Consider the following 23129-nt stretch of genomic DNA (forward strand, 5'->3'; position numbering starts at 1 on the left):
CCGCTCGTTTGTTGCGGACGGTTAAGCGAGTGGTGCCGGGCGGAGGGCCGCCCGGCACCGCTCGCCCTCGCCTCAGGCGTTGGTGAAGAAGGCGCGGAGGTCCTGCACCACGATCTCGGGCACTTCGAGCGAGGCGAAGTGGCCGCCGCGCTCGAAGCGGCTCCAGTGCACGATGTTCGAGTTGTCGCGCTCGGCGAAGACCTTGATGGTCTGGAAGTCGTCGGCGAACACCGCGACGCCGGTGCGGGCAGCGCTGACCTGGGGCTCGGCCTCGGCGAGGGCGTTCTCGCGGTACGCACGGCTCATCCCGGCCGAGGCGTTCGCGAACCACGCCACGCTCACCTGCGTGAGGATCGTGTCGAGGGGGACGAGGCTGGTGCCGTTGCCGAAGGAGTTGAACAGCTCGGAGTAGGCGAGCTGGCCGACGGGGGAGTCCGAGAGCCCGGCGGCGATCGTCTGCGGCCGCGACGCATTCATCGTGTTGTAGCCGCCGACGGACTGGAACCACTGCATGTGCTCGAGGCCCGCGTAGTCCTGCGGCTCGAGCTTCTCGAACTCGGCGGGGTCGCCCGACGGGAACGAGAAGAGCTGGAGCACGTGCAGGCCGAGGAAGCCCTCGGGATCCTGCAGGCCGAGATCGCGCGCGACCATGGCGCCGTTGTCGCTGCCGTGGATGCCGTACGAGTCGTAGCCGAGCCGGCGCATGAGGGTGTCGTACGCCGATGCGACGCGGGCAGTGGTCCAGCCGGCCTCCACGACGGGCTGGCTGAACCCGAAGCCGGGAGCATCGGGGATGACGACGTCGAAGGCGTCCTCCGCGCGTCCGCCGTGTGCCACCGGGTCCACGAGCGGCCCGATCATGTCGAGGTAGTCCACGAATGAGCCCGGGTAGGTGTGGGCGAGCAGCAGCGGCGTCGCGTCGGCGTGCGGCGACCGCACGTGCACGAAGTGGATCGGCTGACCGTCGATCTCGGTGACGAACTGCGGGTGCTCGTTCATGCGGGCCTCCGCGGCACGCCAGTCGAATCCGTCGCGCCAGCGGGCGACGGCCTCACGGAGGTAGGAGTTCGGGGTGCCCGAGTCCCAGTCATCTGCGGGGGCGGGCTGAGGAAGGCGGGTGCGGGCGAGGCGGTCCATCAGATCATCGATGTCGGCCTGCGGAACGTCGACGCGGAAGGGGCGGATTTCTGCGGTTGCGGTGGTCATGTCTACGACACTACGGTCGATATAGGTTCATATTGTTCCTGTTTTCTGAATCCGATTCGGAGTCGTCCATGGCAGACACGTCAGCCCGGATGCTGGGCCTTCTCGCGCTGCTCCAGACCCGCCGCGACTGGACCGGTCCCGAGCTCGCCGCCCGTCTCGAGGTTTCGACGCGGACCATCCGCAACGACATCGAACGCCTGCGCTCGCTCGGCTATCCGGTCGACGCCACGCGCGGCAGGGCCGGCTCGTACCGGCTGGGCGCCGGCGGCAAGCTGCCGCCGCTGCTCCTCGACGACGACGAGGCGGTCGCGGTGGCGATCGGACTGCGGGTCGCGACGGGCGTGAGCGGGATCGAGGATGCCGGAGCCCGCGCCCTCGCGAAGCTCCTGCAGGTGCTTCCGCCGCAGCTTCGGCCGATGGTCGACGCCGTGGCCGCGACAGTGGATCGCGGACCCGAGAACACCGACACGGATGCTCCGGATCCGGAGGTCGACCCCCTCGCGCTCGCTGCGGTGGCCCAGGCGATCCGCGTGGTCGAGTGGCTGCGGTTCGACTACCGCGGCCGGCAGCGGCTGGTGGAGCCGTACCGTCTGCTGAGCTGGCAGCGCCGCTGGTACCTCGTGGCCCGCGACCCGGAGTCCGGCGAATGGGACACCTTCCGGCTCGACTGGATCGAGCCGCGGATGCCGACGCGGCGGCCTTTCCGGCCGGTGCCGCTGCCGGGCGGCGACTACACGGCGTTCGCTCTGCGCTCGATCGCCGCGAGCGGCTGGAAGGTCCATGCGCGGCTGCGCATCGCCGCGCCGGCCGAGCGCGTCGTCGCGCGGATCAATCCCACCGTTGGGGTGGTCGAGGCCGTCGATGCCGAGACCTCGGTGCTCGTGACCGGTGCCGACAGTCTTGAGACGATCGCCGCCTACATCGGCATGCTGGGCATGGACTTCACGGTCGATTCACCGGAGGAGCTGATTCCCCATCTGCTCCACCTGGCCGACGTCTACCGGCGTGCCGCCGGGGTCTGACCCGCCTACGCCCGAGCGGCGAGCACGAACGGCAGCACGGGGCCGGCTCCTGCCTGCCGCAGTAGGCGTCCCGCGACGGTCAGCGACCAGCGGCTGTCGACGAGGTCGTCGACCAGCAGCATCGGAGCGCCGCCGAGCCCGGCGACGGCATCGGCGAGCGGCGGATCGACCCGGAAGCTGCCGGCCACCCCGGCCAGCCGGTAGGCGCTGTTGCCGCCGGAGCCGCCGGGCCCCGCGCCGGTCGGCTCGAGCGACCCGAGCAGGGGCAGGCGCCCGACCTCGGCGATCGTGCGCGCGAGCGAGGACACGAGCTTCGGGTGGGTCCGGGACGGCATGGCCACGACGGCGGCCGGGCGCGTCGGCCACCCCCACTCGGCGAGCACGCGCACGCAGGCCGCGGCCATCGCCGGGGAGATCTCGGCGTCCGGTGCCCCCGGCGCGAACGCGGCTCGCAGGGTGCCGCCCCAGCCCAGGTCGGTCAGGCGCGCGAGCGCGCGGCCGGGCTCGAGGCGCTCGTCCGGTGCGATGTTGCCGCGGAGATCGATCCCGAGCCGGTTCATGCCGCTGGGCCACTGCGCGCGCGGCTCGATGAGCACGCCCACCCGGTTCACGGCGGCGTCGGCCGCGACGGTCGTGTCGGGAGCGATGTCGGTCGGGTACCAGGGTGCCGTGCAGTTGTCGCAGCGTCCGCACGGCACGGCGGTCGGGTCGTCGAGGGCACGCTGCAGGAACTCCATGCGGCATCCGGTCGTCGTCTCGTACTCGATCATCGACTGCTGCTCGCGCGTGCGTGCCTCGGCGATCCGCCGGTAGCGCTCGGCGTCATAGGTCCACGGCACTCCCGTCGAGCGCCAGCCGCCCTGCACCCGCTCGACGGCACCGTCGACGTCGAGGACCTTGAGCAGCAGCTCGAGCCGACTGCGGCGGATGTCGACGCGGGCCTCGAGCGCGATCGTCGAGAGCGCCCCGCCCTCGTGGGCGAGCTCGTCGAGCACGGCCGTCGCTTTTGCCTCGTCCGGCATCGAGGAGGTGGCGAAGTACTGCCAGATCGCCGGATCCTCGGGGCCGGGAAGCAGCAGCACGTCGGCGCGCTCGGTGGCTCGTCCGGCGCGGCCGACCTGCTGGTAGTAGGCGACCGGAGTCGACGGCGCACCCAGGTGGATGACGAACGCGAGGTCGGGCTTGTCGAATCCCATGCCGAGCGCGCTGGTGGCGACCAGCGCCTTGACGCGGTTCTCCTTGAGCAGGCGCTCGGACTCCTCGCGCTCCGCGGTATCGGTCTGACCGGTGTATGCGCGCACCTCGTGGCCGGCCTCGCGGAGCAGGCGCGCGGTGTCTTCGGCGGCCGAGACGGTGAGCGCGTAGATGATGCCGCTGCCCGGCAGATCGCCGAGATGGCTGAGCAGCCAGGCCAGGCGGGCCGCGGCATCCGGCAGTCGAAGCACGCCCAGCCGCAGCGACGCTCGCGCGAGCGGACCCCGGATCGTGAGGACGCCCGCGCCGCCCGCGCCCAGCTGCTCCTCGACGTCGTGCACCACGCGCTCGTTCGCGGTGGCGGTGGTGGCCAGCACGGGCACCCCCGCGGGCATGCCGGCGATCAGATCGCGCAGACGCCGGTAGTCCGGCCGGAAGTCGTGGCCCCAGTCCGAGATGCAGTGCGCTTCGTCCACGACCAGCAGTCCGATGCGCGCCATCAGCGCAGGCAGCTGCTCGTCGCGGAATCTCGGGTTGTTCAGTCGCTCGGGACTCACCAGCAGCACGTCCAGCTCGTCGGCATGGAGCCGGGTCAGGACGTCCTGCCACTCGAGGGGGTTCGCGGAGTTGATGCTCGCGGCACGCACTCCCGCGCGCTCCGCCGCCGCGACCTGGTCGCGCATGAGCGCGAGCAGCGGCGAGACCAGGATGGTGGGTCCCATCCCGCGCCGGCGCAGGAGCAGGGTCGCGACGAAGTACACCGCCGACTTGCCCCATCCCGTCCGCTGCACCACCAGCGCCCGCGCCCGGCGCTGCACGAGGGTCTCGACCGCCTCGAACTGTCCGTCGTGGAACGCCGCGTCCTCGCGGGCCACGAGTCGCCGCAGCGCGACGAGGGCCTCTTCGTGCAGGTCGGGGTTCGGGTCGTCGCTCACTCCGCGACCGTACCCGGTGCCGCCGACGTCCCGCGCATCGCGTGCGCGACGAGCGGGCTCATCCGTTCTGTCGCGGATCCGAGTGCGCGCGCGGCGGCTTCGGCTGCTCGCGCGGACGGCGCGAACCCGTCGGGTCGCTGCGGCGGCCCTCGTTCGCGGCGAGCATCCCGTCTGCGAACAGCCAGCGCGGCCGGGGTTCCACGAGCGGCCGGAAGAGCACCCGCACGGGTCTCGTGGCGAGCCCGAGCGCGATCAGCACCGAGGCCACCACGACGATCGGCAGCCACAGCCAGGTCGGCTCGAGATCACGGAGGAGGCCCGACTCGCGGAACGGGTACAGCACGAAGGAGTGCAGCAGGTAGACGTACATCGTGTACTGCCCGAAGTGCGTCCACCAGTGCGTGCGCCGGGGCAGCAGGGCGAAGAAGGCCGCACTGAGAACGAGGGCGAGCACCATCAGCGCCAGCCGCACGCCCCCCGCCCACCACTGCGTGCCCCCGAGCGCCGCGTAGTTCTCGTCGTAGAAGAGCCACTCGCGCAGGTTCACCGCGCGCCAGTCGTCGACGAAGAACCAGGCGGCCCAGCCCGCCGCCGCGAACAGGGCGACGGCGCTCGGCGCCACCCACCAGGCGCGCCGGTCCAGCAGGCGCAGTCGCGCGACGACATCCCGCTCGCGCAGCCACCAGCCGAGCGTGAAGAACGGCAGCAGGCCCAGCGTGCGCGACAGCGAGAACGTCGAGTCGACGTTGGGGAGATAGCCGACGCCGATCGAGATGATCACGGTCCACAGCAGCGGCCAGCGCAACAGGGCGAGGTACGGCAGGATCAGGCGGAACAGGCCCAGTGCCAGCAGGAACCACAGCGTCCACGACGGCTGGGTGAGGTTCGGGTTCGCCTGGCCCTCGACGATCCACTTGGTCAGGGTCCAGACGCCCTCGAAGATCACGTAGGGCAGCAGGATGTCGGTGATCACGCGGGCCATCTGCCGGCGGCTCGGGGGCTCCGACTTCGAGAAGTACCCCGAGATGATCGCGAACGCGGGCATGTGGAACGCGTAGATCAGCAGGTACAGGCCGAGCGCGATGTCCGAGTCGTACGTCAGGCGCTGCACGGCGTGGCCCAGGACGACCAGGACGATGCACGCGAAGCGCGCGTTGTCCCAGAACGGCACGCGCCGCTTGACGCGCACAGCGCCGGTGCTTCCCGTGGCGGGAGGAGCGGGGGATGCCGCGCTCGCGGCGTTCGACGGATCGGTCATGGCGCGAGCCACCCTATCCCGACGCCTGCGGCCACGCGCCGTCGTGCGACGCCGCGGCGGCGGTTCTTAGCGATAGTCTTCCGCGCGATGACCACCATCGACGACGCGCTCGCAAAGGACCGCTCGATCCCCGACATCGACTGGCGGGTGTTCCCCGACGGCACGGTGCACGACGTCTTCGCCGCCCCCAGCGGCGGCCTGGCGCGCGTCCGCCTGGGTGACGAGGATGCGCCGCGGGTCCTGCTCGTCTCCGGAGTCGCGGGGTCGAAGGAGGATTTCGTCCTGCTCTTCCCGCTCTTCGCCGCCGCGGGATACCGCGTCGAGTCCTATGACCTGGCGGGCCACTACGGATCGGTCGCCGCGGGTCCCGAGAACCTGGACCCGCCGCGGGAGCACTACGACTACCACCTGTTCCTCGACGACTTCGTCGCGATCCTCGAGGACGGCGGGCGGCCGGTGCACGTCCTCGGCTACAGCTTCGCCGGGCTCCTCGCCGAACTCGCGCTCGTCGAGCGGCCCGACCTCTTCGCCAGCCTGACCCTGATGGCGGCACCGCCGGACACCGGTCAGGTCTTCCGCGGCGTCAAGCACATCGGACCGATCTCCGACATGCCGCCGCGCCGCGCGGCGGGGCTGATCCTGTGGGGCATCCGCTACAACCTCAATCGCACACCGCCGCTGCGCATCGCGTTCGTGCGCGAGCGGATGGCGATCACCCGGCGCCCGGCGATCGACGACGTGGTCGCCCTCATGATGGCGATGCCCGACATCGCCGACGAGGTGGCCGGCATCGGCATCCCGAAGCTCATCGCGGTGGGGGAGCAGGACCTGTGGCCGACCGAGCAGCACGCCGCCTACGCGGAGCGCATCGGGGCCCGCATGGTGGTCTACCCGACCGGGCACGCGCCCTGCGAGACCGCCCCGCATCAGCTCGTGCGCGACATGCTGACCCTGTTCGCGAACGCCTGAGCAAGCGGATGCCGCGGCCGCCGCATCCGGGGCCGGTGTACCGTCGGGAGCCAGGGGGGACCTCACTGCCCTGCGCACGGAACGAGGCACCATGACCGCCGCCGCATCCACCCTCGGAGTGATCGGGAGCTCCCGCAAACCGGACGAACGGCGGGTTCCGATTCATCCCGGGCACTTCGAACGGCTGCCGGAGGACCTGCGCGACCGGGTGGTCCTCGAAGAGGGGTACGGGCTCCCGTTCGGCGTGCCGGACGACGAGCTCCGCCCGCTCGTCGGACGCATCGCCTCGCGCGAGGCGGTGATCGCCGCGGCCGATGTCGTGCTCCTGCCCAAGCCCCAGCCGGCCGACCTGCGGGATTTCCGGGACGGGCAGGTGCTGTGGGGCTGGTCCCACCTGGTGCAGGACGAGGCGATGACCCAGCTGGCGATCGACAAGCGCCTGACGACGATCGCCTTCGAGGCGATGAACCACTGGGGCAGCGACGGCGCCTTCGGGCTGCACGTCTTCCACATCAACAACGAGCTCGCGGGATACTGCTCCGTCCTCCACGCGCTCCAGCTGTGCGGATCCACCGGAGACTACGGCCGCCGGCTCACGGCGGTGGTGATCGGCTTCGGCGCGACCGCGCGCGGCGCCGTGACGGCCCTGCGCGCGCACGGCGTGCACGACGTGCGTGTCCTGACCAACCGGCGCACGGCGTCGGTGGCCTCTCCGATCCACGCCGCGCACATCATCCAGTTCGACCACGACGACGAGCCGTACCTCAGCGAGGTCATCACCGACGAAGGCCGGGTGCCGCTCGCGCCCTTCCTCGCGGAGAGCGACATCGTCGTCAACTGCACGCTGCAGGATCCGAACCACCCCCTGCTGTACCTGCGTGAGAGCGACCTCGGAGCGTTCCGGCCGGGAAGCCTGATCATCGACGTCTCGTGCGACGAGGGCATGGGCTTCGAGTGGGCGCGCCCCACGTCGTTCGCGGATCCGATGTTCACCGTCGGCGGTTCGATCAACTACTACGGGGTGGATCACAGCCCGTCGTACCTGTGGAACTCCGCCAGCTGGGAGATCAGCGAGGCGCTGCTGGGCTTCATCCCGGTCGTGCTCGGCGGCCCCTCGGCGTGGGCGCAGAACGAGACGATCGGCCGGGCGACCGAGATCTCGGAAGGGGTGGTGCTCAACCCCGCGATCCTCGAGTTCCAGAGGCGCGGGTCCACCTATCCGCATCCGGTCGGAATATCCTGAACCATGCCGCGTTGCATGAGATACATTCACATGCATAGAAAACGCGAGGAGCGATCGTGAACGACATCACAGGTCAGATGCAGTTCGGCATCTTCACGGTGAGCGACATCACCGAAGACCCGACCACGGGCGAAACGCTGAGCGAGGCGGACAAGATCCGCAATACGATCACCGTCGCCAAGCACGCCGAAGAGGTCGGACTCGACGTCTTCGCGCTCGGCGAGCACCACAACCCGCCGTTCTGGTCGTCCTCGCCCACCACGACGCTCGCCTATATCGCCGCGCAGACCGAGCGCCTCGTGCTCTCGACCGCGACCACCCTCATCACGACGAACGACCCGGTGAAGATCGCCGAGGACTTCGCGATGCTCCAGCACGTCTCGGGCGGTCGCGTCGACCTCATGCTCGGCCGAGGCAACACCGGACCCGTGTACCCGTGGTTCGGCAAGGACATCCGCCAGGGCCTGCCGCTGGCGATCGAGAATTACAACCTGCTGCACCGCCTGTGGCGCGAGGACGTGGTCGACTGGGAGGGCCAGTTCCGCACCCCGCTGCAGGGCTTCACCTCCACCCCGCGCCCGCTCGACGGCGTCGCGCCGTTCGTGTGGCACGGCTCGATCCGCACGCCCGAGATCGCCGAGCAGGCGGCCTACTACGGCGACGGCTTCTTCGCGAACAACATCTTCTGGCCCAAGGAGCACTACCAGCGGCTGATCGCGCTGTACCGCCAGCGCTACGCGCACTACGGGCACGGAACGCCCGAGCAGGCGATCGTGGGCCTGGGCGGCCAGGTCTTCATGGCGAAGAACTCGCAGGACGCCGTGAACGCGTTCCGCCCCTACTTCGACAACGCGCCGGTCTACGGCCACGGGCCCTCGCTCGAGGACTTCAGCGAGATGACCCCGCTCACCGTCGGGTCGCCGCAGCAGGTCATCGACCGCTACGCCGCCATGCGGGCCTACTACGGCGACTACCAGCGGCAGCTGTTCCTCATCGACCACGCCGGTCTGCCGTTGAAGGCCGTGCTCGAGCAGCTCGACTTCCTCGGTGGCGAGGTCGTCCCCGCGCTCCGGAAGGAGCTGGCGGTGAACCGCCCCGCGGATGTGCCGGATGCCCCGACCCACGCGGGTCTGGTCAAGGCGGCGTTCGGCGACGAGGCACCTCGACAGGCCGTCCCCGGCGCGAACCGCGGCGACAACCTGGTCGGCGAGAGCCCCTACCGCGACGCTCCGGCCCCGGCCGGCGCGGCGTTCGGCCTGAGCCGCAAGGAGGCGTGACATGACCGCTCCCCGCCGTATCGCGGTCATCTCCGCGGGCCTGTCCAACCCGTCGTCCACGCGGCTGCTGGCAGACCGGATGGCCTCGGCCACCGTGAAGCAGCTGACCGAGCGCGAGATCGCCGCCGAGGTCGATGTGTTCGAGCTGCGCGACTACGCGCACGACATCACGAACAACCTCCTGACCGGCTTCGCGCCGCCTGCGCTGGAGTCGATGGTCAACGCCGTCGTCTCCGCAGATGCCGTCATCGCGGTGACGCCGATCTTCTCGACCAGCTACTCGGGATTGTTCAAGTCGTTCATCGACATCCTCGATCCGGACGCGCTCACCGGCAAGCCGGTGCTGATCGGGGCGAACGCGGGCACCGCCCGTCACTCGCTGGCCATCGACTACGCGATCCGCCCGCTGTTCACCTACCTCCACGCCGAGCCGGTGTCGACAGGCGTCTTCGCGGCCTCGAGCGACTGGGGCGCCGCCGGTGACCAGGTGGCGCCGCTGGGCGAGCGCGTCGACCGCGGTGCACGCGAGCTGGCCGAGGCGATCGAACGGCGAGAGCCGGCGAGGAACGAGGATCCCTTCGATCCCGCGAACTACCTCGGCGAGGGCCGCTCGTTCGGCCACCTGCTCGGCGGTCTCGCAGGGGAGTAGCCCTCAGCCGAGCACGATGTCCGCGGCTGCGCGGAGGGGGCGCCACTCGTCCCCTCCGCGCACGCCTGGCTGCGCGAGCACGTCCGCGTCGACGAGAAGACCGAAGTCGATGCCGGCGAGCGTCTCGATCTCCGCGATCGGCACCTGGAAGGTCCGGAAGGCTCCGAGCGGCCGCACCGCCACAGCGCCCTGGGCGGCATCGATCAGCTCCGACTGGTCGAGCACGAATCCCGCGGCCTGCAGGCCGCCTTCCGTCACCCACGCCGCCACCTTGTAGAAGCGGCGGGGGATGCCGACGCCGCGGTACACCGGATCGCCCGGGTCGAGCACCGGAGCCGTGAAGACGCTGATCCGCTGATCGGTCGTGTCGGCGTAGTGCAGCACGTGGTCCTCGAGCCCCAGCCACAGGTCCTTCGACTGATTGAAGACCCCGGCCTGCGGAGCCGCGTTCGTGTACGAGAACGTCGCCTCGGTCGCTTCGCGGGCCTGATCCGCGGTGCCCCAGCCGGGGTCGCGTCGGCGCACGAGATGGCCGCGATCCAGGTCGTTGTCGGCGTAGACCGCCGGGCCGGTCTGCTCCGATGCGGGAAGGCGGGGATCCAGCATCCATTCGCCCGTCCGCGGCAGATCCTGCAGTGAGGAGCCGTCGATGTTCACCGCCGTCACCGCGGCGAGGCGGCGCACCGGATCGAGCAGCACAGTGAAGCGCGGGTAGCCCAGCTCGCGCAGCTCCTCGTCGCCGAGGGGCCGGGGAAGGGAAAGCGGGAGGGTGGAGCCGAGGAAGGTCTCGTCGTAGCCGGTCACGCTTGCCAACGATATTCGGACTCGGGCCGTCCCGGCGTGCCGTAGCGCGGCGCGCGGACGGCCCGACCGGCCGCGACGAGGTGCTCGAGGTACCGGCGCGCGGCGACGCGCGACATCCCCAGGCGCTGTGCCGACTCGCCGGCCGACACCGGCTCGTGGGCCCGCAGGTCGGCGGTGACCCGCTCCAGCGTGTCGCCGGACAGTCCCTTCGGGAGGGGCGCCGCCATCGTCGGGCGGAAGGCGCCGAGCAGCGCGTCGATCTCGGACTGGGTCGGGGTTCCCGCGGCCTCCCGGGCGCGCTGTCGGTACTCGCGGTACTGGTTCATCCGCTCGCTGAACATCGCGAAGGGGAAGGGCTTCACCAGGTACTGCGAGACACCGAGGCTCACCATCTGGCGCACCACTTCGGCGTCGCGCACCCCGGTGATCGCGATGACATCGACGTCGGCACCGCGCGCACGGATGTGGCGCAGCACGTCGAGACCCGTGCCGTCGGGCATCGTCACGTCCAGCAGCACGAGGTCGATGCGGTCGGCCCGCTCGAGCACGGCCGCCACCGCGGCACGCGCTCCGGTGCATTCGGCGGCGACGTGGAAGCCGTCGAGGCGCTCCAGGTACGTGCGATGCAGCTCGAGGGTGAGGGCGTCGTCGTCGACGAGGAGGACTTCGATCACGATCGCCGCCCGGGGAGCGTCACCGTGAACGCGGTCGGCGCGGCGGAGAGAGCGATGTCGCCGCCGGCGTCCGTCACGATCGCGCGCACCAGGGCCAGGCCGATGCCACGCCCCTCTGCGCCGGCCGGTTTGGTGGAGAAGCCGTGGTCGAAGATGCGCTCGCGGTGCTCGTCGGCCACACCGTCGCCGCTGTCCGCGACGACGATGCGAACGCCACCGCTGTCGGCCGGTTCGAAGGCGATGCGCACCCAACGGGGTGCGGGACCGGATGCCGCGGCATCCAGCGCGTTGTCGATGAGGTTTCCCACCACCGACACGGCGTCGACGGGGGAGAGAGTGCTGCGCGGAGCGTCCGGGGCGATCTCGGCGTTCCAGTCGACCCCGCGCTCGCGGGCCTGGGCGGCCTTGCCCAGCAGCAGCGCGCCGACCGTCGGGTCGCCGTCGCGTCGAGCGGCCACCTGATCGACCAGCGCCTGACTCTGGCGTGACGTCTCGGTGAGGATCTCGATGGCCTCACGCGTGCGACCGAGCTCGAGCAGCGAGACCGCGGTGTGCATGCGATTGCCGTGCTCGTGCGTCTGCGCACGCAGGGCCTCGCCCAGGGTCCTGACCGACTCGTACGACGCCACGGCATCGCGGATGGTGCCGGCCGGAAGATCGCCGGCCAGGCGCCGGGTCGTGCGGCGCGCCAGGATCGCGCCCGCGACGCCGGCGACCAGAACGGCGAGGGCGATGACCACGACGATCGGCAGACGGGGCACGAGGTCGGAGGCGATCGTGCCGACCGTGCGACCGACCGACACCCAGCCCACCAGGGCACCCTCCGACTCCACCGGGACGATGGTGCGGACGGACGGCCCCAGGGTGCCCGCGAACTCCTCGGTGAGCGTGGCCGGCTCCGCGGGGATCGTGCCGATGTACGGGCGGCCGATCTCAGCCGGATCGCGGTGAGTGACCCGGATGCCGTCCGGCGTCATGATCGTGACGAAGTCGACCCCGGCGTGGTCCATGAGCGTCTCGGCGTACGGCTGGAGCGATGCGGACGGATCGGGGGCGTCCAGCGACTCGGCCACCGTGGGCGCCGCTGCCACCGCCAGTGCCACCGCCCTGGTCAGCTCCTCCGCTTCGGCGCGCGCCGATCGCTGGGCATCGACGACGAGCAGCACCGCCAGCACGATCGCGAGGACGAGCACCGCGGCGGTGACGATGAGGAAGACGAGGGATGCCGCGCTCGCTCCTCGAGGTTCCGCGCCCATGCCACCTCCTCGTGCCCGACTCCGGTCCATCTTGGACCCCTCGCGCCGGATCCGGCGCGTGACCGCGACCAATACGACCACAACTGGCCGGGGGAGGAGTGCCGCCGCACGCTGAGATCACGCCCGACCCGCACCCGGGTCCGGCACTCGGACAACGACTGTTCACTCAGGAGGCGATGATGGCTCTTTCGACCCGGACGACTTCGTTCACACTTCCCGGCTTCAACTGGCGACGCGGCAAGCAGGCCTGGGACAAGCACACGTGGCTCTACATCTCGGTGATCGTCGCCGTGGTGCTCGGCGCCACCGTGGGCCTCATCTGGCCCGAGTTCGGCGTCGCGCTCAAGCCCCTCGGCGAGGCGTTCGTCGGGCTCATCAAGATGATGATCGCGCCGATCATCTTCTGCACGATCGTGGTCGGCGTCGGCTCGATCGCCAAGGCGGCCACGGTCGGCAAGATCGGCGGCCTGGCGCTGCTGTACTTCATGGTCATGTCGACGTTCGCCCTGGCGATCGGTCTCGTGGTCGGCAACCTCCTGCACCCCGGTGAGGGCCTCAACATGGCGAACTCGACCTACGAGGCGACCGCCGAGGCGAAGACCACGCAGGAGTTCATCCTCGGGATCATACCCACGACGTTCTTCTCCGCCTTCACCGGCGAGAGCGTGCTGCAGGTGCTGTTCATCGCGCTCCTGGTCGGCTTCGCACTGCAGCAGATGGGCCCCAAGGGCGAGCCGATCATGAACGCCGTCAAGCACCTGCAGGCGCTGGTGTTCCGCATCCTCGGCATGATCCTGTGGCTCGCGCCCATCGGCGCGTTCGGAGCGATCGCCGCCGTCGTGGGCAACACCGGCATCGCCGCGATCTGGGCCCTAGGCACCCTCATGGTCGCGTTCTACATCACGTGCCTGGTCTTCATCATCGGCATCCTCGGCACCCTGCTGTACGCCGTGACGCGGGTGAACATCTTCAGCCTCGTGAAGTACCTCGCCCGCGAGTACCTCCTGATCGTCGGCACCTCCTCGTCCGAGTCGGCGCTGCCCCGCCTCATTGCGAAGATGGAGCACCTGGGCGTGTCCAAGCCGGTGGTGGGCATCACGGTGCCGACCGGCTACTCGTTCAACCTCGACGGCACGGCGATCTACCTGACGATGGCCTCGCTCTTCATCGCGAGCGGCATGGGCGCCCCGATGTCGATCGGCCAGCAGATCGGCCTGCTGGTCTTCATGATCATCGCGTCCAAGGGCGCCGCGGGCGTGACGGGAGCCGGACTGGCGACGCTCGCCGGTGGCCTGCAGGCCTACCGTCCCGACCTCGTCAACGGCGTCGGCGTCATCGTGGGGATCGACCGCTTCATGTCGGAGGGTCGCGCGCTGACGAACTTCACCGGCAACGCCGTCGCCACGGTGCTGATCGGCTCGTGGACCAAGGAGTTCGACGCGGCCCGCGCACGCCGCGTGCTCGCCGGCGAGCTGCCGTTCGACGAGACCACCCTCTCGGGCAGCGACCACGACGGGATGTCGCAGTCCTCCGACGCCGTCGGCGTGCAGGGCCTCGAAGAAGCCGCGATCGCCGAGGCCGAGGCCAAGGAGACCCGCGCTCGCGAGCGCCAGCTCACTCTCTGAACCGCGAACATCACGTGACCCGCGCCCCCCGCATCCGCGACGGGCGCGGGTCGCTGATGTCAGCCGCAGTTCGCGGCGATCGCCGCAGGACTTTCTGCGGCGGACGCGCCCGAAGTGCGGCGGACTAACGCGTCCGGTGCGGAACGAGCTTCTTGAGAACCTCGCCGCGATGGATGGTGCGGCGCGAGAGTACGGCGGCCGCGAAGAAGCAGAGGGCGCCGACCGCGGTCCCGATTCCCGCCCACTCCGCGCTGAGGAGTTCGCCGGTCGACGGCACGACATACGCTCCGACCGCCGAGACGCCGAAGGCGATGGACCCCACGAGGTTCAGGCCGGTGCCGTGCCATGTGCGGGCGTCGGGGTCCCACAGGCGCTCGCGGCCGTTCGCGGCCACGACCGCGAGCACGCTGGAAACGAGGAACGCCACCGAGCCCCAGGCGTCGGGACGCCAGCCCGCGCCGACCGCGTCGGGCCGGGCGATCGCGGCGAGGAGCGCCACCGCGGTGGACACGTTGAACATCAGGGTGCCGGCGAACTGGATCGCCGCCGCCCACCAGTCGGCGCGGTCTGGGCCGCTCGTGTCGCCGCGGGGCGGACGCCGCCCGCTCAGCAGCAGCTGGATGAACGCCGCGGCGGTGAAGAAGACGGAGCCCACGACGAAGGTGACGTTGGTCCAGACGAGCCCCGCCCACGACGCGTAGACGGGGAGCGCGCCCGCGAAGAAGCACAGCGACCCGATGGCGAAGCCCCAGGCCTCGCGGCGCAGGCGGCGATCAGGCGGCGGGCTCACGCCCCCGGATCGATCTCGCCGGACTCGATCGCGGACTCGCGCTCCTCGAGGTCGAGCTCGTCCATCTGCTCCTCGACCGATTCCATCGGATCGAGCGTCGCCGGGGGCAGCTCGAGTTCGACATCGTCGTCGAGGGGCACGTCCCGCTCGTCGTCGGGGATGCGCTCGCGGAAGTCGCTCATGTCAGCCTGTGGCTCAGCCGCTCTTGCGGCGGAACTCGCGCTTGGTGACCGCTCCGTGCGTGCCGTGGACGGCGGAGTCGCCGTCCAGGTGCGACTCGCCCTCGCGGTGCTGGGCGTTCTTCTTCTCCAGGGCTTCCTTGAACTTGCGCTTCATCTCATCGGACGCCGCGCCCGCCGGCTTCTCGTCGGTGCTCATGCACCCCACCCTACGCACGCTCGCACACGATGTCATCGTCGGGGTCGCCCTGCAGGCCCGAGAAGGACGGCACTGGTAGGATCGGCGAGGTTGCCCTTGCGGCATCCGCTCAATTCAACATGAGCTCACGGAGCAGGCCGGCAGCTAGCTGGTCCCCTGTGGTGGTCTCCTCGTCGCCGATGCGCCGGGTGGATTTCTACTGGTGGCCAGTGCTGGCGCGATCCGCGGCCATCGCCGCGCGCCGAAATCTGCCTGTTCCTGCTCCTTCGCATGAACTCGCGCGCCACACGGGCGAGCGAGTCAAAACAAAGAAGGAGAGACCTCTTGGAAGGTCCTGAAATCACTGCCGCCGAAGCCGTCCTCGACAATGGACGCTTCGGCACCCGCACGGTCCGGTTCGAGACCGGACGCCTCGCGCAGCAGGCACAGGGTGCCGTCGCCGCGTACCTCGACGAGGAGACGATGCTCCTCTCGGCCACCAGCGCCGGAAAGCACCCGCGCGAAGGCTTCGACTTCTTCCCGCTGACCGTCGACGTCGAAGAGCGCTCCTACGCCGCCGGCAAGATCCCCGGCTCGTTCTTCCGCCGCGAGGGCCGCCCCTCCACCGAGGCGATCCTCGTCTGCCGTCTCATCGACCGCCCGCTGCGCCCCTCGTTCGTCGAGGGCCTGCGCAACGAGGTCCAGATCGTCGTCACGGTGCTCTCCATCGCGCCCGGCGAGTTCTACGATGCCCTCGCCATCAACGCGGCCTCGCTGTCGACGCAGATCTCGGGCCTGCCGTTCTCCGGCCCCATCGCCGGTGTGCGCCTTGCGCTCATCCCCGGCCAGGGCGAGAACGCCGACCAGTGGATCGCGTTCCCCACCGTTTCGCAGCTCGAGGACGCCGTCTTCGACCTGATCGTCGCCGGCCGCGTCATCACCGACGCCGATGGCAACGACGACGTCGCGATCATGATGGTCGAGGCCGAGGCCACCGAGGGTTCCTGGAACCTCATCAAGGGCGGCGCCGTCAAGCCGAACGAGAAGGTCGTGGCCGAGGGCCTCGAAGCCTCGAAGCCCTTCATCAAGCAGCTCGTCGAGGCGCAGAACACCGTCGCCAAGACGTCGGCCAAGGAGATCAAGGAGTTCCCGGTCTTCCTGCCGTACAGCCAGGAGACCTACGACTACGTGGCGCACCGCGCGTACGACAAGCTCGTCCCGATCTACCAGATCGCCGACAAGCAGGAGCGCAACAACGCCGACGACGAGCTGAAGGCCTCCGTCAAGGCCGAGCTGCTCGCGGCCGTCGAGTCCGGCGAGCTGCCGGCCGTCGCGACGCTCGAGTTCGCTGCGGCGTACAAGTCGGTCACCAAGGCGATCGTGCGCGGCCGGATCCTCGCCGAGGGCGTGCGCATGGACGGCCGCGGTCTGGCCGACATCCGCCCGCTCGATGCCGAGGTGCAGGTCATCCCGCGCGTCCACGGTTCGGCGATCTTCCAGCGCGGCGAGACCCAGATCCTGGGCGTCACCACGCTGAACATGCTCAAGATGGAGCAGCAGATCGACTCGCTGTCGCCCGTCACGCACAAGCGCTACATGCACCACTACAACTTCCCGCCGTACTCGACCGGTGAGACCGGCCGTGTCGGCAGCCCGAAGCGTCGCGAGATCGGGCACGGCTTCCTCGCCGAGCGCGCGCTCGTGCCGGTGCTGCCCAGCCGCGAGGAGTTCCCCTACGCGATCCGTCAGGTGTCCGAGGCTCTCGGCTCCAACGGCTCGACGTCGATGGGCTCGGTGTGCGCATCCACCCTGTCGCTGCTCAACGCCGGTGTGCCCCTGCGCGCCCCGGTCGCCGGCATCGCCATGGGACTCGTCACCGACGAGGTCGACGGTCAGACCCGCTACGCGGCGCTGACCGACATCCTCGGCGCCGAAGACGCGCTGGGCGACATGGACTTCAAGGTCGCCGGCACCAGCGAGTTCGTCACCGCGATCCAGCTCGACACGAAGCTCGACGGCATCCCGTCGTCGGTTCTCACCGCCGCGCTGCAGCAGGCCCACGAAGCCCGCCTCACGATCCTCGGCGTGCTCAACGCCGCGATCGACGGCCCGGACGAGATGGCTCCGACGGCTCCGCGCGTGATCAGCGTGCAGATCCCGGTCGACAAGATCGGCGAGCTCATCGGACCCAAGGGCAAGACGATCAACGCGATCCAGGACGAGACCGGCGCGCAGATCTCCATCGAGGAGGACGGCACCGTCTACATCGGCGCGACCGACGGCCCGTCGGCCGAGGCCGCCCGTGCCCAGGTCAACGCGATCGCCAACCCCACCAACCCGGAGGTCGGCGAGCAGTTCCTCGGCACCGTGGTGAAGATCGCGACGTTCGGTGCGTTCATCTCGCTCCTGCCCGGCAAGGACGGCCTGCTGCACGTCAGCGAGGTCCGCAAGCTCGCCGGCGGCAAGCGCGTGGAGAACGTCGAAGACGTGCTCGGCGTGGGTCAGAAGATCCTCGTCAAGATCACGAAGATCGACGACCGCGGCAAGCTGTCGCTCGAGCCCGTGGTCGAAGAGGCTGCGGACCAGGAAGGCCGCGCGGCCGCCAGCGAGGGCCCGGAGGCTCCCGCCGAAGGCTGAAGCGCCCAGGGCTGACGCCCGAACCGCTGTCCGGATGCCCGTCCTCCTCGCGGAGGGCGGGCATCCGTCGTTCGCGGGTGTCCGGGGGAGTGGAGGCCCGCGGAATTCCCGGCGGCCCGGCATGCCGTGATCAAAGCGTTATGTAATGTTTCCCGACAGTTCGCCTCAGCGACCGGGTATCAGTCCGGACTGTCCTACCCTCATAGATACGTGCCGGGGGGTGCGAGATCGACGAACACGAGTACTCCGGCCGGAGTTTCGTGAGGGGGTGGGACATGTCTTTCTTCGGCGTTGGTACGACAGACTCCTCGGCGAGCACGGCATCCGGTCCCGCACGCGGCGTCCACCCGTCGTCCCCGATCCCGGTGCAGGGTCCGCCGATCGGACAGAACGTGCGCGTCCCGCTCGGTGAGGGCGGAGCGGAGATCTTCCCGCTCATCCTGGGCGGCTCGGAGTTCGGCTGGAACGTCGACCTCGAGTCCAGCCACGAGATCCTCGACACCTATGTCGAGCTCGGCGGCAATGCCGTCCACACGTCCGACAGCTACGCCGGCGGGCGCAGCGAGCACATCATCGGCCAGTGGATGCACTCGCGCGGCCTCCGCGACGACGTCACCCTCGCCGTGCGCGTCGGCGGCCACGCCGACAACCCGGGGCTCGGCTCCGTCAACCTCGTGCGCTCGGTCGAGGCGTCGCTCACCCGGCTGCGGACCGACCGCGTGGACGTGCTCTACCTCGACGCCACGACCGACTCGACCTCGGCGCTCGAAGACACGCTGGCGACGGCCGAATGGCTGGTCGAGAGCGGCAAGGTCCGTGCTCTCGGCGCCGTCGGCTATGCGGCCGCCCAGCTCGTCGAAGCGCGCATCTTCGCCTCCGCCGGCTTCCCGCGGATCACGGTGCTCGACGTGCCCTTCAACGTGCTGCGCCGGCATGAGTTCGACTCGGACCTGCGTCTCGTCGCCGGCGCGCAGGGGATCGCGGTCACGCCGTCCCACGCGCTCGAGCACGGTTTCCTCGCCGGACGCCAGCGCACCCGCCTCCGCGGCTCCCTCTCGGTGCGCGGAGCGCAGCTCGCCGCGAACCTCAACCGCCGCGGCAGCCGCACGCTACGCGCCCTCGACGCCGTCGGCACCGAGCTCGGCGTGCCCGATGCGGCCGTCGCCGTCGCGTGGCTGCTCGCCCAGAAGCTCGTCACGGCGCCGATCGTCAACGCCTATGCGCCCGGACACGTCGAAGAGCTCGTGCAGGGCGTCGGCGTGCGCCTCAGCCGCGCTCAGCTGTCCGACATCGCACGCGCCGCCGAGTGACCGACCGGGTCGTCGGCAGGGCCGTGACCGTTTCGTGACGTAGGGTGGAAGTGCGTCCCGTCGGGCCGCGCAGATCCCCGACGGAGTGAGCTCGTGACGCATTACATCTACCTCGTGCGACACGGCGAGCATCAGGATGCCGAGCACGGCCTCGCGGACGGCCCGCTGTCCCCGCGTGGTCGCCGTCAGGCCGCGCTGCTCGCCGACCGGCTGTCGGGAGTGCCGTTCGATGCGGTGTGGCACTCGCCGCTGGAGCGCGCGAGCCAGACCGCTCGGGCCGTCGCCGAGCGCATGCCCTCCGTCTCGCCGGAGCCCTCCGCACTCCTCTTCGACTGCGTGCCCACCGGGATGACCGAGCAGACGCCCGCCGTGTTCGAGCCGTTCTTCGGATCTGTCACCGAGGCCGAGATCGAGGCGGGCGGCGCTCAGATGTCGGATGCGGTGAGCGAGTACCTGGTGCGCAAGCGCGGCGAGGTGCACGAGCTGCTCATCACCCACAACTTCGTCATCGCCTGGTTCGTCCGAGAGGTGCTGCAGGCGCCCGACTGGCGCTGGATGACCCTGAACCAGGCTCACTGCGGCCTGACCGTCATCGCGCAGAAGCACGGTCGCCCCTGGACGCTGCTCTCGCACAACGACATGGCGCACCTGCCGGTGGAGATGCGCACCGGCCTGCCCGAGGTCTACCCGGTCTGAGGCTCCCCGCCCAGCAGCTTGCCGTACCAGCGGCTCGCGTTCGGGTTGTCGTTGTACGGCTCGATGGCGCTGAATCCGGTGCGGCCGTAGAGCGCCGCGGCGGCCTCGAGGGAGTGGTGCGTGTCGAGGACGAGCTCGTCGGCGCCCAGTTCGCGCGCCCGCTTCTCGAGACCCTCGAGGAGCACCCGTCCCCAGCCGCGTCCGCGCGTCGCGGGACGCAGGTAGAGGTGCTTCACCTCGTAGCGCCGGCCGTGGACGCCGTCCTGCAGCAGGCGGATGCCTCCGCACCCCACCGGTCGACCCTCGTCGTCGTCCAGCACGAGGAAGACCCCCGCCGGAGGCACGAATGCCGCGGGCGCGGGGAAGGTCGTGGTGTAGACGACGTGCTGCGCCGCGAAGCCGACCTCGCGAGAGCGGAAGTACTCCGCGAGCAGCTCGCGCGCGGCGGCGTCGTCGACGGGGGATTCGCGAAGTGTTGCCACCGTTCCAGCGTAGGCGGCGACGCGGCCGGGGGCGCCGGGCGGGCGACGGGTCCCGCCCTAGGATGGTGGACATGACGACGCGCGTGGCCATCGTGGGCGGCACCGGCAAGCTCGGTGGGATCATCCGCGAGGTGGTCGAGCAGGAGGACGCCTACGAGGTCGTCTCGGTGCTCTCGTCCCGGTCCGAGCTCAGCGAGCTCGACGGTGCTGACCTCGTGATCGACGCCTCCACCCCGGCTGTCTCGATCGATGTCGTGCGCGCTGCCGTCGAGCGCGGCATCAACGTCCTCGTCGGAACGTCCGGCTGGTCGGCCGAGCGCATCGCGCTCATCCGTCCGCTCGTCGAAGCCGCCGGAACCGGCGCGGTGTTCATCCCCAACTTCTCGCTCGGCTCGGTCCTCGGCTCGGCGCTCGCGGCCGCTGCCGCCCCTTTCTTCCCGTCGATCGAGATCGTCGAGGCCCACCGCGAGACCAAGATCGACTCGCCGAGCGGCACCGCCGTGCGCACGGCGGAGCTGATCGCGGCCGCGCGCGCCGACGTGGGCCCGGTCGAGTCGCCGCACGTCGATCAGCGCGCGCGGGGTCAGCAGGTGGCCAGCGTCCCGATCCACTCGCTTCGCCGTCCGGGCGTCATGGCCCGGCAGGAGACGATCCTCGCCGGTGCGGGCGAGTCGCTCACGATCGCCCACGACACCATCGAGCCCGCCCTCGCGTATGCCCCCGGCATCCGGCTGGCGCTCGCCCATGCGCAGACCGCCCGCGGTGTCGTCGTGGGCCTCGACAGCTTTCTCGACATCGGCATCCGCAGGGCGCACGCCGAGCCGGCAGCGGTCCCGCCGGTCGAGGAGGGCGGGGTCCCGGGGCAGGTGGCACGGGCCACCGGCGCATGAGCGCACGCATCGGCGTCGCCGTGATGGCGGTGCTGCTGGCGCTGTACGTCGTGCTCGTCGCCCAGCGGGCGTGGCTGCTGCTGACCAGCGGCGACCCCGTCGGCGTGACCATGGGTGCGGCGCTGGTGGTGCTGCCGCTCATCGCCACGTGGGCGATCGGGCGCGAGCTGTGGTTCGGCGTGCGCGCTCAGCGGCTCGGCGAGCGGCTCGGAGCGGAAGGCGGACTGCCGGAGGAGGAGGTCTCGGTGCGTCCGAGCGGGCGAGCGGTCCGCGCGGACGCCGACGCCCTCTTCCCGCGCTACCGGGCCGAGGTCGAGGCGCACCCCGACGACTGGCGCGCGTGGTACCGACTCGGAGTCGCATACGACGCGTCCGGGGATCGGCGAAGAGCCCGCGATGCGGTGCGCCGGGCCATCCGGCTGGAACGGACCGATCGTCCTGCTTAAGCCTCAGTCCGCGGCGGGCACCGTGGCCGCGACGGCGTCTTCCACCGTGCGGTGGCGGAAGACGAAGCCCGACTCCTGCAGCACCGCCGGCACGACGTCCATGTCGGACGTGAGCACCGCCTCGGTCGCGTCGGCTCCGAGCGCGAGTCGCATCGCCCACACCGGCGCACGCAGCACGAAGGGCCGGTTCATCCGCCGCGCGAGCGCGAAGCCGAGGTCGTTGGCGGTGGCGCGGGTCGGACCCGTGAGATTGACGGGCCCCTCGATGCCGGCATCCATCGCGTGACGGATCGCGCGCACCTCGTCCTCGAGCGAGATCCACGGCCAGACCTGCGTCCCGCGCCCGATCGGTCCGCTCAGGCCGAGCCGCGTCAGCAGCATGAGCGGCCCGAGGACGCCCTTCGGATGGATGATCGGGGCCGTGCGCAGCAGCGTGACCCGCGCATCATCGCCGGCGGCCCGCGCGGCGCCCTCCCACTCACCGCAGAGGTCGGCGAGGAACGTCTCGCCCCGGCGTGCGTGCTCGGTCAGTCGTGCGCCGGGCGCTGAGCCGTAGTAGCCGACCGCCGATGCGGTGAGGAAGGCCGGGGCATCCCCTCCCAGCTCCCTGACCGCCCGCGCGATCGCCTGAGTCGGCGTCACCCGCGACCACAGCAGGGTGTTCTTGTAGTGGTCGGTCCACGGGAATCTGCCGATGCTGGCGCCGTTGAGACCGACGACCGCCTCGGCGCCGTCGAGGACGCCGGGGTCGAGCGGCCGTGCGTCGGTCAGCCACTCGACCTCGTCGGGCTCCTCGGCGGGTCGCCGGACGAGCCGCGTGACCTCGATGCCGTCGCCGCGCAGGCTCTCGACGAGCGCGGAGCCGATGAGCCCCGACGCCCCCGCGACGACGACTCTGCGGCCGTCGTGCGAGCGGTCAGGGTCTTCAGGCAAGCGTCGCCTCGATGGTGATCTCGACGCCCGCCAGTGCCTGCGACACCGGGCAGCCGGCCTTGGCCTCCTGCGCGAGGCGCTCGAACTCGTCCGCGTCCAGGCCGGGCACGACCGCGTTGACGTTGAGGTGGCTGCCGGTGATGCCCGTGCCGGGCTTGAACGTGACGGATGCCGTGGTGTCGATCGACTCGGGAGGGGTGCCGTTCTCAGCCAGCGCGAGGGAGAACGCCATGCTGAAGCACGACGAGTGCGCAGCGGCGATGAGCTCTTCGGGCGTGGTCACCGAGGTCGATCCCTCGCTGCGGGCCTTCCAGTTCACATCGAACGTTCCGAGTCCCGACGAGACGAACGTCACCTCGCCGGACCCGTCGAAGAGTCCGCCGTTCCAGACGGTGGTGGCTTCGCTCGTGACGGTCATGGGTGCCTCCGTTTCGCGCCCGCAGGCCGGGCGCCTCGCGGTCAGCCTAACCGCGGAG

Annotated in this window: 23 protein-coding genes; 11 read left to right on the plus strand and 12 right to left on the minus strand. The window is 70.5% G+C overall.

What is annotated here, in order from left to right:
- Positions 1-72 precede the first annotated feature (72 nt).
- Positions 73-1206, minus strand: coding sequence for an epoxide hydrolase family protein (locus ASD56_RS15445; protein WP_055967902.1), 1134 nt, complete (start codon positions 1204-1206; stop codon positions 73-75).
- 68 nt (positions 1207-1274) lie between these two features.
- Here ASD56_RS15445 and ASD56_RS15450 point away from each other — a divergent pair, with 68 nt between their 5' ends.
- Positions 1275-2228 (plus strand): helix-turn-helix transcriptional regulator, encoded by a 954-nt coding sequence (locus ASD56_RS15450; RefSeq protein WP_055967905.1) that lies wholly within the window; start codon positions 1275-1277, stop codon positions 2226-2228.
- Between the two features lie 5 nt (positions 2229-2233).
- Here the strand turns inward: ASD56_RS15450 and ASD56_RS15455 are convergent, their stop codons facing one another.
- Complete coding sequence (locus ASD56_RS15455; RefSeq protein ID WP_055967908.1) at positions 2234-4357, minus strand: RecQ family ATP-dependent DNA helicase; 2124 nt, start codon at positions 4355-4357, stop codon at positions 2234-2236.
- Between the two features lie 58 nt (positions 4358-4415).
- Positions 4416-5615 (minus strand): acyltransferase family protein, encoded by a 1200-nt coding sequence (locus tag ASD56_RS15460; protein WP_082541528.1) that lies wholly within the window; start codon positions 5613-5615, stop codon positions 4416-4418.
- A gap of 87 nt (positions 5616-5702) precedes the next feature.
- Between ASD56_RS15460 and ASD56_RS15465 the strand changes: the two genes are divergently transcribed.
- The 4 genes from ASD56_RS15465 (at position 5703) to ASD56_RS15480 (ending at position 9753) form a co-directional block, all read left to right on the plus strand.
- Complete coding sequence (locus ASD56_RS15465) at positions 5703-6584, plus strand: alpha/beta fold hydrolase (protein ID WP_055967912.1); 882 nt, start codon at positions 5703-5705, stop codon at positions 6582-6584.
- Between the two features lie 91 nt (positions 6585-6675).
- The gene (locus tag ASD56_RS15470; protein WP_055967915.1) at positions 6676-7827 is read left to right on the plus strand and encodes a N(5)-(carboxyethyl)ornithine synthase; all 1152 of its coding nucleotides are present in this window, start codon (positions 6676-6678) and stop codon (positions 7825-7827) included.
- Positions 7828-7904: 77 nt separating this feature from the next.
- Positions 7905-9104 (plus strand): LLM class flavin-dependent oxidoreductase, encoded by a 1200-nt coding sequence (locus tag ASD56_RS15475; protein ID WP_200947539.1) that lies wholly within the window; start codon positions 7905-7907, stop codon positions 9102-9104.
- A gap of 1 nt (position 9105) precedes the next feature.
- Positions 9106-9753, plus strand: a complete 648-nt coding sequence (locus ASD56_RS15480; RefSeq protein WP_055967921.1) for an FMN reductase — start codon at positions 9106-9108, stop codon at positions 9751-9753.
- 3 nt (positions 9754-9756) lie between these two features.
- Here the strand turns inward: ASD56_RS15480 and ASD56_RS15485 are convergent, their stop codons facing one another.
- The 3 genes from ASD56_RS15485 to ASD56_RS15495 are packed head-to-tail and all read right to left on the minus strand — an operon-like array spanning position 9757 to position 12487.
- Entirely contained in the window at positions 9757-10557 is an 801-nt protein-coding gene (locus ASD56_RS15485; protein ID WP_235565743.1) for a DNA/RNA non-specific endonuclease, read from the minus strand.
- Positions 10554-11231, minus strand: coding sequence for a response regulator (locus ASD56_RS15490; protein WP_055967925.1), 678 nt, complete (start codon positions 11229-11231; stop codon positions 10554-10556). The genes ASD56_RS15485 and ASD56_RS15490 overlap by 4 nt, the downstream gene beginning before the upstream one ends.
- Positions 11228-12487 carry a sensor histidine kinase gene (locus tag ASD56_RS15495; RefSeq protein WP_055967928.1) on the minus strand — a complete coding sequence of 420 codons (1260 nt, stop codon included), beginning with the start codon at positions 12485-12487 and terminating at the stop codon, positions 11228-11230. The genes ASD56_RS15490 and ASD56_RS15495 overlap by 4 nt, the downstream gene beginning before the upstream one ends.
- A 179-nt stretch (positions 12488-12666) precedes the next feature.
- Here ASD56_RS15495 and ASD56_RS15500 point away from each other — a divergent pair, with 179 nt between their 5' ends.
- The gene (locus ASD56_RS15500; protein ID WP_055967930.1) at positions 12667-14112 is read left to right on the plus strand and encodes a cation:dicarboxylate symporter family transporter; all 1446 of its coding nucleotides are present in this window, start codon (positions 12667-12669) and stop codon (positions 14110-14112) included.
- A gap of 124 nt (positions 14113-14236) precedes the next feature.
- Here ASD56_RS15500 and ASD56_RS15505 read toward each other — a convergent pair whose 3' ends face one another.
- The 3 genes from ASD56_RS15505 to ASD56_RS15515 are packed head-to-tail and all read right to left on the minus strand — an operon-like array spanning position 14237 to position 15280.
- Complete coding sequence (locus ASD56_RS15505) at positions 14237-14902, minus strand: YrhK family protein (protein WP_055967932.1); 666 nt, start codon at positions 14900-14902, stop codon at positions 14237-14239.
- On the minus strand, positions 14899-15084 hold the full coding sequence (locus ASD56_RS15510) for a hypothetical protein (RefSeq protein WP_055967936.1): 186 nt from the start codon (positions 15082-15084) through the stop codon (positions 14899-14901). The genes ASD56_RS15505 and ASD56_RS15510 overlap by 4 nt, the downstream gene beginning before the upstream one ends.
- A gap of 13 nt (positions 15085-15097) precedes the next feature.
- Positions 15098-15280, minus strand: a complete 183-nt coding sequence (locus ASD56_RS15515) for a DUF5302 domain-containing protein (protein WP_055967939.1) — start codon at positions 15278-15280, stop codon at positions 15098-15100.
- A 324-nt stretch (positions 15281-15604) separates the two neighbouring features.
- Here ASD56_RS15515 and ASD56_RS15520 point away from each other — a divergent pair, with 324 nt between their 5' ends.
- The 3 genes from ASD56_RS15520 (at position 15605) to ASD56_RS15530 (ending at position 19902) form a co-directional block, all read left to right on the plus strand.
- Positions 15605-17896 carry a polyribonucleotide nucleotidyltransferase gene (locus ASD56_RS15520; protein ID WP_055967941.1) on the plus strand — a complete coding sequence of 764 codons (2292 nt, stop codon included), beginning with the start codon at positions 15605-15607 and terminating at the stop codon, positions 17894-17896.
- A gap of 275 nt (positions 17897-18171) precedes the next feature.
- The gene (locus tag ASD56_RS15525; RefSeq protein ID WP_055967943.1) at positions 18172-19206 is read left to right on the plus strand and encodes an aldo/keto reductase; all 1035 of its coding nucleotides are present in this window, start codon (positions 18172-18174) and stop codon (positions 19204-19206) included.
- 93 nt (positions 19207-19299) lie between these two features.
- Positions 19300-19902 (plus strand): histidine phosphatase family protein, encoded by a 603-nt coding sequence (locus tag ASD56_RS15530; RefSeq protein WP_055967946.1) that lies wholly within the window; start codon positions 19300-19302, stop codon positions 19900-19902.
- Here ASD56_RS15530 and ASD56_RS15535 read toward each other — a convergent pair.
- On the minus strand, positions 19890-20384 hold the full coding sequence (locus tag ASD56_RS15535) for a GNAT family N-acetyltransferase (protein WP_055967949.1): 495 nt from the start codon (positions 20382-20384) through the stop codon (positions 19890-19892). The two genes, ASD56_RS15530 and ASD56_RS15535, sit on opposite strands and share 13 nt — an antisense overlap.
- A 71-nt stretch (positions 20385-20455) precedes the next feature.
- On the opposite strand from ASD56_RS15535, the gene ASD56_RS15540 reads away from it, so the two are divergent.
- Together ASD56_RS15540 and ASD56_RS15545 are read left to right on the plus strand one after the other, a co-directional pair.
- Positions 20456-21274, plus strand: coding sequence for a 4-hydroxy-tetrahydrodipicolinate reductase (locus ASD56_RS15540; protein ID WP_055967952.1), 819 nt, complete (start codon positions 20456-20458; stop codon positions 21272-21274).
- Entirely contained in the window at positions 21271-21720 is a 450-nt protein-coding gene (locus ASD56_RS15545; protein WP_055967955.1) for a hypothetical protein, read from the plus strand. The genes ASD56_RS15540 and ASD56_RS15545 overlap by 4 nt, the downstream gene beginning before the upstream one ends.
- 3 nt (positions 21721-21723) lie before the next feature.
- Here the strand turns inward: ASD56_RS15545 and ASD56_RS15550 are convergent, their stop codons facing one another.
- Positions 21724-22653: a TIGR01777 family oxidoreductase gene (locus ASD56_RS15550; RefSeq protein ID WP_055967958.1), complete on the minus strand. Its 930-nt coding sequence runs from the start codon at positions 22651-22653 to the stop codon at positions 21724-21726.
- Positions 22646-23071, minus strand: coding sequence for an OsmC family protein (locus tag ASD56_RS15555; RefSeq protein ID WP_055967961.1), 426 nt, complete (start codon positions 23069-23071; stop codon positions 22646-22648). The genes ASD56_RS15550 and ASD56_RS15555 overlap by 8 nt, the downstream gene beginning before the upstream one ends.
- Positions 23072-23129: the final 58 nt, after the last annotated feature.

The organism is Microbacterium sp. Root166, assembly GCF_001427145.1.
In the GTDB taxonomy this organism is placed as follows: Bacteria; Actinomycetota; Actinomycetes; order Actinomycetales; family Microbacteriaceae; genus Microbacterium.